Here is a 17,411-nt window from a genome sequence, read left to right on the forward strand (position 1 = left end):
ATGGCAAGGGATTTTCTGTCCGGTTTGATCGGCCGCGCTTTCGAGCAGACCCCCGTGCTTGAAAAGCGACGGCGCTCGCTCTTCGAACCCGACTCTGCAGGGGCGCGCCTTTCGGGAGCGTGGATGGAAAGCGCGCAGGAGGCGGGCGCGGAAGAGCATCCGGCAGAGAGGGAGCCGCAGGAGATATACGCGGAACGTGCGCTGAAGTCGCACGAAGGGAACGAGTCTGGCGCAGCCGCGGTGAACCCCGCGCAGCCGAGTGTGCAACGCAGTGAACGGCCGCGGCCTTCGGCCCGCGTTGAACGACAGGAAGTTGCAGTCGAACGCCCGGCTCCTGGAGCTCTGCAACCCTCGGTTCCCGCTCCTCGGTCACAGCCCGTTCCGGCGCTGGTGGAGCGCAGAGTCGAACACCGTGTCGAGAGGCAGCGGACGCTTGTCGAGCGGCACGAAACACGTGTGGAGCAGCAGCCCAAGGTTCCTGGGCCTGCCAAGATGCCTGAGCTGATGCGCGCGAAAGCTACTGAAGCGCGGTTTTCCCAGGAAAAACCGCAGACAGACGCCACACGGGCACCGCGCGACACGGCATCTCCCGCGCCGCCCAAGCGGGCGATGCAGCCGGCTCCGCCCGCTCCTCAAGCGCCCAGGGTGCCGCCGCGGTCGAGGGCCGTCCCAGCAGAGACGACGCCCGCCCTGCCGAATATTCAGGTGACGATAGGGCGCATTGAACTGCGCGCTCCGCAGAGCGCGCCCAAGCCTGCCGTTTCGCGCGCAGCAGCGCCGAAGCTGGGGCTGGATGACTACCTACGGCAGAGGGGAGGCGTGCAATGAGTAGCCCCCTAGCAATCGCCGCTGTCACCGCTGTTTTGAAGGACCTGTTGAACGATGGGCTGCTGGACCACGACCTTTCAACCGTGGGCAGCTTCAGTCTTACGGCACTCCCGCCCGACCGGGTTTCGACCGGCCAGAACGAGCCCAACCAACTGAACCTTTTTCTGTACCAGGTCACGGCCAACCAGGGATGGCGCAATGAAGGCCTGCCCTCAGTGGACAACAAGGGGCAAGCGCGATTGAGCTCTCCGCCACTGGCGCTGAACCTTCACTACCTGCTTACGGCCTATGGCTCGCAGGACCTGAACGCGGAGGTGCTGCTGGGGTATGCGATGTACCTGCTGCACCAAACGCCGGTGTTGACTCGCGCGCAACTGCGAACGTCCCTGGGCACGCCTTCTCCGATCGACGGCATGCTGCTGCCCTCGCCCTTCGGAACTCTTTCGGCAGTCGACCTGGCCGACCAGATCGAGATGATCAAGATCTCGCCTGTCTACCTGAGCACCGAAGAGCTTTCCAAGATCTGGACGGCGATGCAGGCACGCTACCGGCCCAGCATGGCATACATGGTTTCCGTGGTGCTGATCCAGCATCCGGCCGAAGGCCAGGCCGCGCCTCCGGTGCTGCAACGAGGCGCACCGGCTGTGGGCGGCACACCGGCGCCTGTGCTGACAGCGGCACGGGTGGCGACCTCCGACCTGCTGCCGGCGATGCGCCTTGGCGACGATGTCCTGGTCGCGGGAATGCGGATGAACGATCCCACGATCGCCACGGTGGTGTTCACCAATGACCGCAGCCAGTCCAGCAATGAAGAGACGCCGACTTCCATCGTGAGCAGCACGCAGTTGATCTCTCATGTGCCTTCCGCTGCGGAAGACGCCGGCGCCATGAGCAACTGGGCGGTCGGTGTGTATGAAGTGTCCCTGCGCGTGAAGCGGCCGAACACGCCTTCGTGGACTACGAACGCGGTGCCGATCGCGCTGGCCCCCACGATCACGGTGAGCCCTGTCAACGCCGCGCCGGGCGACCTCGCGCTCACGCTGACCTGCGCGCCGCGGCTGACCGCAGACCAGCAGACGCAGGTGCTGCTGATCTTCGGCGACCAGATCCTGCAGCCGGACACCGTTACCAATGCCGCGGACGCGACCCAGCCGACGACGCTCGCCTTCACGGTACCGGGTGTGACGGCAGGCGAGTACATCGTGCGCCTTCGCGTGCAGGGTATCGACAGCATTCCCGCCATCTTTGCGGGCACACCGCCCACGCTGCAGTTCGATCCTGAACAGAAGGTGGTGGTCGCATGAGCGCGAACGCCTGGCAAGACCAGAACAACGCCTATCTTGCCGCCTCGCTGGAGTGGCTGCGACTGCGACTGCAGAAGGTGGCCTCTCCCGCAGCGACGACGAGCCAGCCGACGGCGACTGCAGCGAAGCCCGCAGTGCAGCCGGCAGCCTCATCGACCCCACCCACCACAGCGACCACGATCGACGCTGCAACGCACGAAGGTATCTTCCAGCGCCTGCGGCGCAGCACTCCGCCCAGCCCTTCGGGCAGTTCGACTCCGGCTACCGCACCGGCAATTGCCGCGACCACTGCTTCTACCTCGGCACCGGCAGGACTGCTTCCTGCGGAGGTTCCCCACTCGCTCGACGAGCAGTTGGAGAATGCGACGGCCAAGCGAGCCGAAGCTGCCCAGATGGACCCACCTCCTGCGTTGATCGTGCTGGCAGAGCGCTTCGGCATGTCGGACTTTGAGCGCGACACGTTGCTGCTGTGCGCGGCGATGGAGTTCGACCCCGGGATCAACGTGCTCTATGGGCAAGTGCAAGGCACCCCCTCCCGCAGCTACCCCACCTTCGGCTTTGCCCTGGCTGTGCTGGACGATGCGAGCTGGGAGGCGCTCTCCGCACAACGGCCACTGCGGTTTGCGCGCATGGTGGAGTTGAGCCAGTCTTCCGGAACGCCGTTGACGGCCTGCCCGCTCCGCGCGGACGAACGGATCGTGAACTTCATCAAGGGACTGAATACGGTGGACGACCGGCTCACCGCGTTCCTGAGGCCGATGCCTGCCGCGGCGGATGTCGATCTTTCTGAAGGCGAAAAAGCGAACCTCGCAAGCATCCTGAAACGGCTGCGCCAGGCGGCCGCACAGTCGAGCGTGCCGGTGGTGCAACTGGCCGGGGGCGACGCGTGGAGCCGCACCGCGATCAGCCAGCAGGCCTGCGAGGCGCTGAATAGAAAGCTCTACCGCCTGGGCGTGGAGTCTCTGCTGCCCCAACCTGCGGAGCTGGAACTGCTGGCCCGCCTATGGCAGCGAGAGAGCATCCTGCTGGGCGTCGCGCTCTACCTTGACGCGGAAGCGGTGGAAGATGCTCCAGGAGCGGAAGCGGCTTCTACTCTCTCCCGCATTCTTTCGCAACCGCTGGGGCTGGTGTTTGTAGGCGTGCGCGAGACGCCGCTGCGCCTAAGCGTCGACTCCTTTGTGGTGGAAGTCGCGAAGCCCACGACGGCTGAACAGTTCCAAGCCTGGAAGACGGCCCTGGAAGGCCACGGCGAAGCCGAGCAGATCGAGGCCACGGCAGCTGCGCTGGCCGGTCAGTTCCGCTTGAACCTGCATGACCTGAGCACGGTGGCGCAGGCTGCGCTGCAATCTCCTGACGGCGACGCGGACCTGAACAAGCGCCTATGGGAAGGCAGCAGAGAGCTGACACGGCCGCGGCTGGACATGCTCGCGCAACGGCTGGACACCAAGGCGCAGTGGGCCGACCTGGTGCTTCCGGCCGAGCAGATGCGATTGATGCGCCAGATCGCGGCGCAGGTGCGGGAGCGCTACAAAGTCTACGAGCAGTGGGGCTTTTCGCAACGCATGAACCGAGGGTTCGGCATCAGCGCGCTGTTTGCCGGCGAGAGCGGAACGGGCAAGACGATGGCCGCCGAGGTGATCGCCAACGACCTTGGGCTGAACCTTTACCGCATCGACCTGTCCGCGGTGGTGAGCAAGTACATAGGCGAAACGGAGAAGAACCTGCGCCGGTTATTCGACGCCGCGGAACAGGGCGGAGCCATTCTGTTCTTCGACGAAGCCGATGCGTTGTTCGGCAAGCGTAGCGAAGTGAAAGACAGCCACGACCGCTACGCGAACATCGAGATCAACTACCTGCTGCAACGCATGGAGTCGTTCAGCGGGCTGGCCATCCTGGCGACAAACATGAAGACGGCGCTCGATCCCGCGTTCCTGCGCAGGCTGCGCTTCATCGTGAACTTCCCTTTCCCGGGGTTGAGCGAGCGCCAGCGCATCTGGGAACAGGCGTTACCGAAGGACACACCCGCGGACGACCTGGATTATGCTCGCCTGGCGCGGCTTTCCATCAGCGGTGGAAACATCCACAGCATTGCCTTGAACGCGGCGTTTGCGGCAGCGCAGAACGCAGGCAAGGTGACCATGCCGGTAGCGCTGGCGGCCGCGCGCACCGAGATGCGCAAACTGGACAAGTCGGTTCACGAAGCGGAGTTCCGATGAGCGGGCCGAAGGGCACAAGATCGCGCGGCGGACCAGGCCCTGCGCAGCGGCATGCGCCAGCAAACATCAACCTGCACATTGAACGGCTCGTGCTGGACAGCGCTTCGTTCTCGCATGCGCAACTGCGCGAGCTGCAAAGCGGAGTGCAGGAGCACCTGCTGCGGTTGCTGCGCGCCGAGGGACTTCCTTCGCAAAGCAGAGCGGAAGGAAAGGTTTCGATGGCCATGCACAGCGTGGCCTCGAAACGATCTGCCGCACAGCCCACAGACTCAGCCTCGCGTCTTGGCGAGACGATCGCACACAGCGTCTACAGTGCGCTGAACCCTAGCGAAGACCAGGCGGGAGGACCGGGACGTTGAGCGGCCGCAGCCTCATTCCGGAACCTGCACGCGCTGCGCCGGAGCGAAAGCCGGTTGCGCCGGCCCTGGGCCGCAGCGCGGTGATGGAACTGGAGCGAGATAGCGAAGAACTCGCACTGCCGGTCTATCCGGAACTTCATCTGGCCGGACTGGAGATACGCGACGGGTCCGTGCGGGTGTTCGACGAAGACGCTGCCCGCGAGATGGCGACGCGGCATCTGCTGCAAGAACTAGCACCGATCCTGGGACTCGATCTTTCCCGGTTGGAAGTGCATGTGGACTCCGACGCGGAGCGCCGCACGAACGCGCGCGGCGCCACGGGCCTGGCCGAGAACGGCTCGGTCTACCTCCATCCGCAGCGGTTCGATCCTTCCAGCCGGACCGGGCGGTCTTTGCTCGCGCACGAAACGGTGCATACCGCCCAGCGCCAGATCGTGCCGCACACGATCCAGGACACAGGCCGCGCGCATGTAGCGGCCGAGCACGAAGCGGCCCATCTGGCACGGGCGTTCGCGGAGCGTTCGCCGATCCAGCGGCCGCTCAGTTCTTTGCCCCAGGAAGTGGCGGCAAGAGCCGAAGACGCGCCCCCGACGCCAGCCCTGAGCTCGAGTGTTCCCAAGAGCCGCGCACGGGAGATCGCGGAGATCCACCGGTTGCTTTCCGGCCTTTGGATTTCGGACGGCGATGTGTTCAAGGTGATGCGTGTCCTGGACACGATGCCGTTCGCTGTGGCGAAAGAGGTGGTGTTCGAACTTGGCCACGACGACCGGTACCACCTGGCGAACAACATCAACAAGCCGCACCTAGGGCCGCATACCACCTCAGTGATCGCGACGTATGAGGCGCTTACGCAAGACGAGCTACGCAAGGCGATGGACCTGGACGTCTTTGGCGAAGGCGACTGGGGCGACATGACCCGGCCCGTGACGCAGGCCGCGCGGGAAGTGATCGGACAGTTAGATCCCGGGCAGATCCAGGACCTGCTGAGGAGCGACAACCGCCTCAAGATCAAGAGTCTTACCAGCGCGGCGCAGTTGCTTCCCGAAGACCCGGAGGAGCGTAAGGCCAGCGATGAAAAGATCCTGAAGAAGGAGGCAGAGCTCGCCGCGTCGCGCAAGGCGGTGGAGGCGCTCAGCACCGACCCCGATGCGAACGCTCTGCTGGAGAAGGTCCGCAAAGCGCTCGCGCCTCCGCTTCCCGAAGAGGGTACGTCTTTGTCGCAACAGGCGCTTGCCGCACTGAAACTGCTGGAACCTTATCGCGGCACGGTGCTTGAGTACGTCGCGGAGAAGCTGGATGGCGAAGGACTGCTGGATACGCTGATCCAGGACCTGCCGGACTCGAGTTTTGCCGGGCCGGAAGACCGCTCTGAAGTGCTGCTGGGCCTGGTGCGGGGCCGGCTGGCTTCAAAGAACATCCAGATGCTGGTGGACCTGCTCTCGTACGGCGCCTTCGATTGGGCGATACGGGATTACGAGGCCAAGTTCGCTTACCGGGTGCTGGCCGCCATGTCGCTTGGGGACCAGTACCGTTTCCGGCAGTTGGAAGGCGGGAAGTACTTCTTCCGGCTCGTGCATCACCTTCCCCGGAGTTACCAGGAGATCGAGGTCCATAAGGCCTCGCCGGAAGCGCTGCAGAAGATCAAAGGCCAGTTCAAGCCGGATGCGCGCGGGGCGGTGGATGAAGAAGAAGGCCTGTACGACGCCGGGCGACTCTATGCCCAGAAGCGCGCCGAACAGGGCGGGGTGATCCAGGGCTACATCGAAAAGTTCCAGGCTGCTCACGACGCTGGGTGGAAGAAAGCAGATGCGGAAGCGCGCTTTCAGGAACTCGCCGCAGTGGGGGCCGCAGGCTTCGGCGATAAGAAGGTGTTCAGAGCGAAAGACCAGCTCCTGATGGAGACCGTGGTCCACGACCTGGACAGCCGCGGATTCATCGAAGAGCTGTTCAAGGCGCTGGGCGACGACTTCCTGTTCTCAGAAGACAACCGGAGCGCCACTGTCCGGATCATGATGGGGCGCGACCCGGTGCGCGCGGCGGCCCATGCTCGGGACCTGGTAAGCCTCGGCCTGCTGGACTGGGCCGTGACGGCCCGCGAGGCGTTTCTAGCTTACCTGATCGTGAAAGCGCTACCTGAAGACCAGCGCAGCGAACTGATCAAGAACGATGGCTGGGCATGGTCTCGCATACAAAGCGAGATGACGGAAGAGATGCGCCAGTCGCGCGACCTGAACCTGTACGTCGGGGATGCGGAAGGCAAGGACCGCGCCTCTGTGTTGGGGCAGCTGGCGGAAAAAGGCACGTGGACGGAAGCGAATGCGGCGCGGTTGGACGGCCTGCTGCGCATGGCCATCGCGATGAGCGAGCACAAGTATGCGTTTGAGCGCTCGCAGGAGTTCAAAGCCTACGCGGACGGCAAGCCGGCGCTGAATGCGCTGGTGAAGAAGTACAAGCTGGCGGAGAGCGCCGCACAGAAGTGGAAAGCAGACGTCCTGAAAGGGACGAAGTGGTATGAAGAAGGCCCGCTGCAGACGATACGCACGATCTGGAAAGGCCTGCTCTTTCTTTTCAGGAATGACGTGCTGCTGATCCGGCGCACCGTGGGCGGCAATCGGCTGGACTTGAACCAAGCGCAGGACGTGAAAGGCGGTAGCCTGAACGGCGTTCAACTAGCCGATCCAAAGACGGTGGAAGAGGCAGGCGAGAACGTCGCCGTGGACGCGAATAAGCTGACGCTGCACGTCGACATTGGAGCGCATGCCCTGACGGCGTACCTCCCGGAACTGCTCATCGACTCGGTCAACTTTCAAAGTCCTGGCGGGAACGTGGAAGCCGGTTCTGTGCGCCTGAAGAACCTGCAGATCTACGCCATCTACGACTCGGAAGACATGGAGCAACCCACCACGGCGCAGATCAATGTGGGCAGCTTCGAGATCGTCGACCTGCTGCTGGCGATGCGGGAGAAGATGGTTTCGGTCTCACGCCTGGTGTTGAAGAAGTTTCATTTAGGCGCGGGCGCGAAGGACACCACCACGCGGAACAAAGAAACGGCACCGCGAAGTGGGTGGTACTTCCCAATTCCCTTCTTGATGACCATCGGGACCGCCGTGTACTACCTGTTCAAGTTCAAGGGATGGGGACCGGACACGCCGGCGCAAGAGGTGAACCATGGCATGGAGCAGATCCGCGCGCTCGATGTCACGTTCGATAGCCTGGATGTGCAGGGCCTGACTACGAGCGGCGGGCAAACGATCGGAAAGCTCAGGGTCGCCGATTTCGCGTTGCGCATCGGCATGAACAAAACGACGGCGCTGCGGGCGAAGATCGGGTCGCTCGACAATCAGATCCGCAGCAAGGAAGCGGAGAAGGATGACAAAGCCGTCGCCGCACTGAAAGCCCAGCAGGCAAAGGCGAATGTGGAGCTGAAGGGGCTGGAGAAGGACGAGAAGCGAGTCCATGAGATCCAGTACCGCATTCTGCATGACAAGCTGAGCGAGGCAGAGTCGAAGCAGCTTCAGGGTGAGCTCGACGCGCTGAAGTTTGAGACAGAAGGCGCTCAGTACCTGAACATCGACAGCATTGACGCCAGCGGGATCGATGGCGGCGTGACGATCAAGTCGCCGCTTCATCTTGAGGGCCTGCACGGCGAAGGCAAGGCCAACGACCTGGCGGCCGGCGCGGGCCTTGGCCTGGTGACCGATGCGAAACTGATCGAGCAGATCACTCAAGGCAAAGGAGCAGAACCTACGCCGCTGGCCAAGCGCGGCGGAGACTTCCGCTTGAACATCGACAAGCTACACGCGAGCGGTGTTTCGGTCGGGGGCGGCCAGATCTACAGCTCGAGCGATATTGCGGCGAAGCTCAAGGAGCTTGAGAGAGTTAAGACGAAGCCGGAGTTCGCGACGATCTATGCAGAGCTGCTGGAGTTGGAGAAGAAGGCCCAGCGGTATGAGCAGTACGTTGAGATCGGCGTCTCCTCGCTTGACGACAAGCAACTGGAAGACTTCCGCGGGCTTCGGACCGTGCTTGCGCGGGATGCTTCGATTACGTTCGGCAGCATCGACCTGCTGCGTGCGCACCTGTATGTGGGCTTCGGCACAGGCCGCGTTGGCCTGGGTGTAGACGAAGCCACGCTCAAGAACATCACCATGCCGGAGAAGGGCCTTTCCATTGACGAAGTGAAAGGCACGGACATCCGGGCCGACGCCACCGCGGCCAACGGCTTGTCTGGATGGGTCGACTGGCAGAAGAACCTGCAAGGTGGCGGCCTGCATGCCGGACAAATCGAGATATCAGGAGCGCGGGACCGCAGCACGGGTGTGCTCTTCAAGAAAGCGACGCTCAAGGGCGCCGGCGTTGACGTGCATGACCGGGGAAACCTGGTTACAGCGGGGTTCACTTCGCTTACTGTCGAATCGCTCCGGCTGGGGCCGCAGCTCCAGCTCATGCAGCGAAGGCTTGCCGGGCTGGAGCTGGAGCACAACCTCACCGCCGCTAAGCGCAGGGACCGCGACCAGCTGCGTAAAGACCTGCCTGCCCTGCAGTCGCTGGCGGACAAACGCACTCTCGCGACGGCTAGGGTGGACAAGGCAAAGACTACGGAAGAACGCAAGGCCGCCGATGCGAAGCTGAAGGAGCTCGACAAACTGATCGCGGCCGGGCTTGCGCGTTACGGGTCGGCGAGGGCGGAGCTGGATGAGTTCGGCATCCAGGCCACCGGGGCTGGTGATGTTCTCGGCGATGTGCTGGCCGGGAACTTCAATCTGGACAAGACACTGAAGCGCGGCGGCGTGACCCTAACGGGAACCGGCAAGGACAACCAAGTGCTGGGGCATGCGTCTGTCGGGTACAAAAGCCCGGGACCGGAGGACAGCCGGCTGGGAAAGCCGACGGGTGTGGACGTTGGGCCCATCAAGCTGAACGCCACCGTGAAGGAGGACGGGGACAACAACCTCACGGTGGCTGTAGCCCAGCTCGACCTGAACAGCATTTCCCTGTCGGAGATCCTGCTTTCCGGAACGGACAAGAAGACCGGCGGCTCGAAGATCTGGAGCAACGGGCAGACCTCGCTCAACAGCCTGAAGTTCTCTGGGGACCTCAAGTTCGCTCCAGTGGACAGCGCCGCCGGCGACTACCGCTTGGCTCACATCGAGATCCGCTCGTTCGACATTGCGAGCATCCGGCTGGACGCTTTCGGCTACGAAGACACCGAATCAAAGATCGACGTGCGCGCGAACTCCGGGACCGTGAATAACGTGCAGGCGAAAGGCATGACGATCGACATTCTGAAGGACAAGAATGCCGATCCCATCATCCTTGGAAAGGCGAGCATAGGTTCGATCTCCAACGCCGATCTTTCGGCTTCGCTTTCCGGCGGGCTGGAGATGACACACGGCCTGCTGAACGCGAAGAATCTGGGCATCGAGTTCCTGAAGCTGGGCGGCAAAACGATCTCCATGGACGACCTGAGCCTGACCGCAGTGAACTTCCGCGGACCTGATGGCTGGGCGCACCTCTCGCTGGAGCACCTGTCCGGCGCGGTCACGCTGGATAACGACGGCTACAAGCTGAAGAACGTCCGGCTGCAGAAGCTCACGGTACCCAGCCTGGATTGGAAGGCCGGCGCGATGCGCCTGATAGCCGACCAGCCCGTTGAGCTGATGGGCCTGCACGTGGATGGGCACATCGAGATGAAGGAGACGCCGGCTGCGGCTTCCAAAGAAGCGGCCAAGGACGGCGGCAAGCAGAAGAAAGAATCGAAGCTGGTAGGCGTGCACATCAACAGCCTGGGTGTGGACTCCATTAAGGCGAAGCACCTGACCTACCAGGACGACAAGATCAAGGTAGAAGTAGGGCCGAAGCCGGACGATAAGACCCTGCAGAAGGCCCTGGAGCACTTCCAGCCGTTCGCCATTGAGAACTTCACCATTGAAGGAATGGACTGGACGAAAGAAACCGGGATCAGCAAGGGGAAGATCGACGTGCAGAAGTATGGTGCGTCGGTGGCCTATGAAGACCTGAGCACTCACCTGAAAGCAGGCGGCGGGCTTGCAGGAAGAGGCATGAATGCGACGTTCACGGCCCCGCATACGGGGACGGCGACGATCGGCACAATTGATCAACTGGTGGGGTTCGCGCAGAACAAGGATTTCTCGACCAAGGAAGCGGGTATCGACATCAAGTCGACGTTTACCTTCGGCGAGAACTTCATCGAGATGAACGACCTTACGATCAAGGACGTTCATTTCGGCAAAACAACTTATGGCGAAGGGACCAACTCGCAAATACAGCTCGGCTACGGCAGCATCGATACGGTGAAGTTTACGAAAGCCCACGTGGACTACAAGCCGGTCGTGAAGGAAGGCAAAGAGAGCATTGAAGTCACGGATGTCCACGTAGACGAGATCAAGTTCCTGGATACCTACGCGAACAACTTCTCCTACAGCGGAAAGACGGAGGAGATGGATGGCGCGAACAAGGTCACCAAGACCAAGAACATCAAAGCTTCCTTTGCAGAGATCGAGCAGTTGCGGTTCACGGACATCCACTACGACGCTGCCAAGGCCGCGACCACGCTGGGCATTCACGTGGAAGAGGACCCGGCCAAATCGTCGTACCGAGCCCATGGGGCGAGTGCGTTTCGGGTATACGGCATGGCAGGAGAGTTGGTGAATAAGTTCTCCGATGGCGACACGGTGGCGAAGTTCGCCCTGCAAGTGGACGGCGGGCCCATCTCGGGCGACAACATCCGGCTCCAGACAATCAAGGAAGACGACGACTCCGGAAAGACACGGACGTCTTTGGCCGGCGCCTTCCAGCTCACACGCCTTGGGCTGGAAAACATTACGGGTACTTACAAGGACAAAAAAGGCAACCTTACCGAGCTTCGCAACAAGTATGGCGAGCAGCAGGCGTCGATCGAGTTTGAAGGAATGACGCCCACTTTCGAAGCCGATGGAACGTTCCGCATACCCAACATCGGCGCCGAGGCCAAGGACTTCCACATCTCGCGTGGGCCCATGTCCGTAAGCATCCCGCTGGTTTCCATCAAGGATGCGGCGCTGGGCATGAGAGGCATGGGCACCGAGAAAGGCATCCGCGACTTCGGCCTCCGGCTCGGGAAGATCTCTGTGAAGAACCTTGGAATCTGGCTGGCGATGCACAGCCACAAAGCCACGAAGGACGAAGTGGACGCCGCGACCGCGGACCCGCTGCCCCGCTTCTTCGCAGAGCCGTTCGGCAGCCTGGATGGAGACGTAATCCTAGACCTGCCCGTGATCCCGAACGAAAAGGTCGCGATCACCAACGGCAAGCTCTGGTTCATCAATGCACATCCACTCAACATCGGGATGGACGAGAAGGGTCTCTATCTAGCGGCACGCAGAAACGGCGTGGAGAAGGGCCGCATTCACATTCACAAGATGAAGCCGCTGCCCGGGCTGATACCGGACTTTATGGAAAGCGGCGGCCTGGATATGCAAAGACTGGTGGAAGGAGAGGTGAACGCACCGCCAGATCCTTACGATCCGAACGCAGAAGAACCAGAGGGCAACTGGAAGCTGAACCACGCGAGCGTGAAGACGGGACCGGAGGGTCTTTCCCTGGGCAAAGGCAGGATCGGTCTCTCGCTCAGCGGGAAGAAAGAGCCCGGACCGGACGACTTTTATCTCGAACTGGAGAATAGCCAGGGCAGCAACATCCTTCATATCCCGGAATCGAACCTGGGCGAAGACCTTCGCATCAACCTGCCGAAGTTCCACGCCAAGCAGATGATCTTCCCCGGCGGCCACAGCGGCAAGGTTGACCTAGACCTCTTTGTAGACGTGCAAGGCCTGGCGACGCTGGACACGCTGATCACCATCGGCGTGCCTTCCGGCACCATCGAGGACATTGAGATCGGGGACATGTCGGCGCTTCCAGCGCCAGCGACCGCTGGCCAAGCAACGCCCGCCGGTAAGGGGGCGGCCACGCCATGAATAGAGCGCATGCAAGTGAAACACGGTCAGCCACGCCGGTCTGGTCGCGGTCGCGGTCCTTCGAGCAGCAGGCGCGGAGCCTTGCGTCTTCGGCGGCCGTATCAGAAACCGCGAACGGCTCGGGTGTCCGCAGCGAAGAGGCGCCGGGGGTGACCGGGCCGGGCAAGCCGCTGCCGGAGCGCGAACGGCTCACCATGCAGTCCAAGCTGGGAAGGGACTTCAGCAACGTCCGTGTGCATATGGACAGCAGTGCAGCCGACGCGGTAGGTGCGCAAGCCTTCGCGTATGGGCGTGACGTGGTCTTCGGGCCGGAGCAATACCGGCCCGGAACCCGAAGCGGTAACGAACTGCTGGCGCACGAGCTGGCGCACTTGGGGCAGCAGAAGGACCAGGGCTCGCCCGCGCTCCAGAAGCAGCCGAAGAAGCTCCCGGGAGGTCTCGGGAGCGCACCGCCAGCGGAGGCTTTTCAGAAGGCTTCAGGAGCGGCGATCGAAGATGCCGGTGTCGTTTTTGAGCTGGACAAGGCCACGCTTTCGAAAGCGTCGCAGACGGCGCTGCTGGAAGCTGTGAAGGGACACAAGGACCCGGTGACCGTGCAGATCGATGGCTATGCGAGCAGCGAAGGGCAAGGCCCGGACCTGGCGGACTACAACATGAACCTTTCCGCGCACCGGGCCGCGGCGGTCAAGCACTTCCTGGAGGGGAAGCTGCCGGCTGAGTCGAGGGTCGTGTTGATTGCGCATGGGGAAACGACGGATTTTGTGCCCCTGGAACAGAACAGACGGGCCGGGATCTATGTGCGCGACGGCGTCGAGAAGCCGAAGACGGCCAAGGAAACAGAACAGTCTGACGCAAAGAAGGACGACGAGTTGAAATCGCAGGGCGGCGCTTCCATCGTGGGCTCGAACCCAACCGCAAACCTGGATCTCGGTCTGCACTATCACCTCGATGCTCCGTATTTTCCGCCGCTCGACCCCAGGTTCAACAAGCTTTCAACCGACGACATGGACTGGGCGACGCTTCACGCCAAGGCCATGGAACACGGACTGAGGATCGACGACAGGTTGGCCGACTCGCTGATCGCTCACCGGAACTATAGCTACAACCTGGTGCTGCCCGTTCTGGGGCCCAAGCTTTCCAAGAGCCTCGCCGATTTCGGCACAAGCTTTGCTTTAAGCAACTGGCTTACAGCGGAATATCCCAACACGTACGACAAGTTCAACGCAGATTTTCTGCGTTCTTATCCGGATGAAAAGCACATTATTATCCCCATCCTCACCAATGACACGTTGGACTGGATGATCAAGAAGTTCAGCCACAATAAGTAGCAGAGATGTCAGTGAACACACTATGAGCACACCCCTCAACGCGCCACGCCTGATCAAAGGCGGTCTCGCCCTGATCGACAACCAGAGCGGCACGATCGCCGGCATTATCGCCTTGCAGTACAACCCGGACACCATGACGCGCAGTTTTCAGATCAAGGGCGTGACGGGAGACTCGGGCGACCACCAGGAGGCCCTGCGCCTGAAAGGGCCGCCGGTGGAGACGATCAAGGTGGATGCGGAGATCGATGCTACCGACCAGTTGGAAGCGGGCGACGCTCAAACCCTTGCGACCGGCATCCACGCACAGCTGGCGGCGATCGAGACCATCGTTTACCCCGCGAGCGCCCACCTGTTTTCCAACTGGAGCGAAGAATCTTCGGGCTCGCTGGAGATCATGCCGCTGCAGGGGCCGCTTACGGTCTTCATCTTCGGCGCGAACCGCATTGTGCCCGTCCGCATTACGGAGCTCAGCATCACCGAGGACGCTTTCGACACACAGCTCAACCCCGTCCGCGCCAAGGTCAGCCTGGGCATGCGAGTGCTGACCACGGATGATCTCGGCTTCGACAACAAAGGCGGCGGGCTGTTCATGGCGTACCTGAAGGCCAAGGAGCAGCTTGCGGCGAAGAACGCTCCAGGTACCTTCAACACGCTGGGCATTACGGGCCTTCCAATCTAGGCTTGCCGAGCTAAAGGACAAACATTATGGCGAACTACAGTTTTCCGATCTCCAGCCGCTACTACAACATCGACACGACGACGCTGACCAACGCCGCCGGCGAACAGGTTACGTACCTGTTGCGGCGCTTCGTGCCCGACCCCGACCAGTTTTCGTTGCTGCAGTACTACACGGTGAAGGAAGGCGACCGGCTGGACAATGTGGCGTCTGCGCTGATGGGCGACCCGCAGGCCTTCTGGCGTATCGCCGATGCGAACCGGGCCATGAACGCGGAGAAGCTGACGGGCACGCCCGGGCGCAAACTCCGCATTACGCTGCCGCAAGGCATACCGGGGACGACGAATGCTTAAGGGTGTCCACCTGACGCTGTTGATCGGACCGGGCGTGCCCGTGCCGGTGCCGCAGTCTGTAATGGACGCGCTCGTCAGTGTGTCAGTCAACAGCGGTAAGGAGAAGACCGGGTTCCAGGTGACGTTCGCGCTGAGCAAGAACTCACCGTTGCTGCAGTACATGCTGCCGGCGGGCTACTTCGACCCGATGACCACGCGGGTGATCATCATCGCCACGGTGAACAGCCTGCCCAACGTGATCATGGACGGCATTGTGACGCGGCAGGAGCTTTCGCCCAGCAACGAGCCGGGACAATCCACGCTGACCATCACGGGCGAAGACCTGAGCGTGGTGATGGACGTAGTGGAGATGAACTACATGCGTTACCCGGCCATGCCGGAGATGGCGCGCCTCTACGTCATCATGGCGAAGTATGCGGCGTTCGGTATTACGCCCATATTGCTTCCGCCCATACCTCCTTCTGTTCCGCCACCGACGAACAAGATACCGACACACCGCGGCACGGACCTATACTACATGCGCTGGATGGCGAGGAAGTGCGGCTACACGTTCTATATCGACCCGGGACCGCTGCCGGGCCAGAGCATTGCCTACTTCGGTCCTGACGTGCGGATCCCCGTGCCGCAATCGGCGCTGAGCATCAACATGGACGCGCATACCAACGTGGAGCAGATGACCTTCAGCCTGGATGGGCTTTCGAAGAAGATCATCATCTACACTATCCACGTCGAGGGCGAAGATATCACCATTCCGGCGCCCAACCTCAGCGTCCTGCGGCCGCCCATGGGATTGCGCCTGCCGGCGCCGAGCAAGATCGAGTACGCCGACGACGGAGCGAACAAGTCGATGGCGGAAGGCCTGCAGGAGATCCTCGGCATGACCTTCAACGCGTCGAACTCCGTTACCGTGTCAGGCACGCTGGACGTATTGCGCTATGGCGGCATCCTTCGCAACCGGTTGATGGTGGGCGTGCGGGGCGCGGGCCTTACCTATGACGGGCTGTACTACGTGGACAGCGTAACCCACAGCATCAAGCGCGGCGAGTACAAGCAGACGTTCCAGCTCAGCCGCGACGGCCTTATCACCAATACACCGAAGGTATTTGTATGAGCGATCTCGCGACTGGGAAGAAGTTTTACGGCAAGTACCGCGGCACGGTGGTCCTGAACGTGGACCCGGAACAGCGCGGCCGCATCACGTGCACCGTCCCGGATGTGCTGGGGCCGACGCCCTCAAGCTGGTGCGAAGCGTGTGCACCTCTTGCAGGCCCCACGGGCACGCCGATGGGCGCATATCTTGTGCCCCCTATCGGGACGAGCGTGTGGGTGGAGTTCGAGCAGGGCGATCCCGAGTTTCCGGTATGGACCGGATGCCGGTTCGATATAGGCAGTCCTCCGTCGATGGCCATGACGGGCTCGCCCGTTTCGCCGAGCATCATCTTTCAGACTTCGCTGCAGAACACGATCGCTATCAGCGATATGCCGGGAGTGTTGGGCGGCATCATGCTGCAGAGCACGTCGGGCGTGTCGTTGATCGTGAACGACACGGGAATCTATATGACCAACGGCAAGGGCGCTACGGTGACCTTGATCGGGAACACGGTCAACGTCAATGACGGGGCCTTAACCGTACTGTAGGAGCGCGCTATGCCTGGATATCTTCTTCACGTTGGAGCTACGATGCAATGCCCTCATGGCGGGCAAGCGACGGTGCCAACGATGCAAACGCGGGTGATGGTAAGCAACCAGGCGGTCGCGCCCTTCAACAGCGTGATCACCGTGGCGGGCTGTGCCTTTATGGTGGGCACCAAGCCTCAGCCTTGCGCCACGGTGAAGTGGCTTATGCCGACTTCGCGGGTCATGATCATGGGCCAGCCGGCAGCCGTCATCGCGAACCCCGGGCCGGGGCCCGCCATTTGCCAGAGCGCAGACCAGATTCCAGCGGGCCCACCGATCGTGAGCAGTGTGCAGGTGCGGGTCAACGCAATGTGAAAGAGGAACCATGAACATCGATTTTCCGTTTCATTTTGATGGGCGAGGACAGACGACGACGGCGGACCTGAACGACCACGTCCGCGAAATGCTGGAGCAACTGATCTTTACCGTGCCCGGCGAGCGTGTGAACCGGCCGGACTTCGGCAGCGCGGTTTCGCAGCTGCTGTTTGCGCCCAACAGCCCGGAGCTTGCCGCAACCGTGCAGTTCTCCCTGCACGCGGCCATTCAGCGATGGCTGGGCGACATTCTCGACCTGCAGGACGTGACGGTGGCCTCAGAAGACTCGTCGCTCACGATCACGGTGGCGTACGTGATCCGGCAGATCAATCAGCAGCAGACCGCAACCTTTGTACGTACCACTTAGAGCCGCCCATTG

Annotated in this window: 12 protein-coding genes; all 12 read left to right on the forward strand. The window is 62.0% G+C overall.

Going from position 1 to position 17,411, the window contains the following annotated elements:
• Positions 1-828: a hypothetical protein gene (locus OHL20_RS02465; protein ID WP_263381634.1), complete on the forward strand. Its 828-nt coding sequence runs from the start codon at positions 1-3 to the stop codon at positions 826-828.
• Positions 825-2,132 carry a DUF4255 domain-containing protein gene (locus OHL20_RS02470; protein ID WP_263381635.1) on the forward strand — a complete coding sequence of 436 codons (1,308 nt, stop codon included), beginning with the start codon at positions 825-827 and terminating at the stop codon, positions 2,130-2,132. Before OHL20_RS02465 ends, OHL20_RS02470 begins: the two co-directional genes overlap by 4 nt.
• Positions 2,129-4,348, forward strand: coding sequence for an ATP-binding protein (locus OHL20_RS02480; protein WP_396271489.1), 2,220 nt, complete (start codon positions 2,129-2,131; stop codon positions 4,346-4,348). The genes OHL20_RS02470 and OHL20_RS02480 overlap by 4 nt, the downstream gene beginning before the upstream one ends.
• Positions 4,345-4,707, forward strand: a complete 363-nt coding sequence (locus OHL20_RS02485) for a hypothetical protein (RefSeq protein WP_263381637.1) — start codon at positions 4,345-4,347, stop codon at positions 4,705-4,707. The genes OHL20_RS02480 and OHL20_RS02485 overlap by 4 nt, the downstream gene beginning before the upstream one ends.
• Positions 4,704-12,683, forward strand: a complete 7,980-nt coding sequence (locus tag OHL20_RS02490; RefSeq protein WP_263381638.1) for an eCIS core domain-containing protein — start codon at positions 4,704-4,706, stop codon at positions 12,681-12,683. Before OHL20_RS02485 ends, OHL20_RS02490 begins: the two co-directional genes overlap by 4 nt.
• A 149-nt stretch (positions 12,684-12,832) precedes the next feature.
• Positions 12,833-14,011, forward strand: a complete 1,179-nt coding sequence (locus tag OHL20_RS02495; protein WP_263381639.1) for an eCIS core domain-containing protein — start codon at positions 12,833-12,835, stop codon at positions 14,009-14,011.
• Positions 14,012-14,033: 22 nt separating this feature from the next.
• The gene (locus OHL20_RS02500; protein WP_263381640.1) at positions 14,034-14,690 is read left to right on the forward strand and encodes a hypothetical protein; all 657 of its coding nucleotides are present in this window, start codon (positions 14,034-14,036) and stop codon (positions 14,688-14,690) included.
• Positions 14,691-14,716: 26 nt separating this feature from the next.
• Positions 14,717-15,040: a LysM domain-containing protein gene (locus OHL20_RS02505; RefSeq protein ID WP_263381641.1), complete on the forward strand. Its 324-nt coding sequence runs from the start codon at positions 14,717-14,719 to the stop codon at positions 15,038-15,040.
• Positions 15,033-16,151, forward strand: a complete 1,119-nt coding sequence (locus OHL20_RS02510; RefSeq protein WP_263381642.1) for a hypothetical protein — start codon at positions 15,033-15,035, stop codon at positions 16,149-16,151. The genes OHL20_RS02505 and OHL20_RS02510 overlap by 8 nt, the downstream gene beginning before the upstream one ends.
• Positions 16,148-16,678, forward strand: a complete 531-nt coding sequence (locus OHL20_RS02515; protein ID WP_263381643.1) for a phage baseplate assembly protein V — start codon at positions 16,148-16,150, stop codon at positions 16,676-16,678. Before OHL20_RS02510 ends, OHL20_RS02515 begins: the two co-directional genes overlap by 4 nt.
• Before the next feature lie 9 nt (positions 16,679-16,687).
• A complete protein-coding gene (locus tag OHL20_RS02520; RefSeq protein WP_263381644.1) occupies positions 16,688-17,032 on the forward strand; it encodes a hypothetical protein in 345 nt (114 codons plus the stop codon).
• Between the two features lie 10 nt (positions 17,033-17,042).
• Positions 17,043-17,399, forward strand: coding sequence for a GPW/gp25 family protein (locus OHL20_RS02525; protein ID WP_263381645.1), 357 nt, complete (start codon positions 17,043-17,045; stop codon positions 17,397-17,399).
• The last annotated feature ends 12 nt before the right edge of the window (positions 17,400-17,411 follow it).

It is taken from the genome of Granulicella arctica, assembly GCF_025685605.1.
Classification (GTDB): Bacteria; Acidobacteriota; Terriglobia; order Terriglobales; family Acidobacteriaceae; genus Edaphobacter; species Edaphobacter arcticus.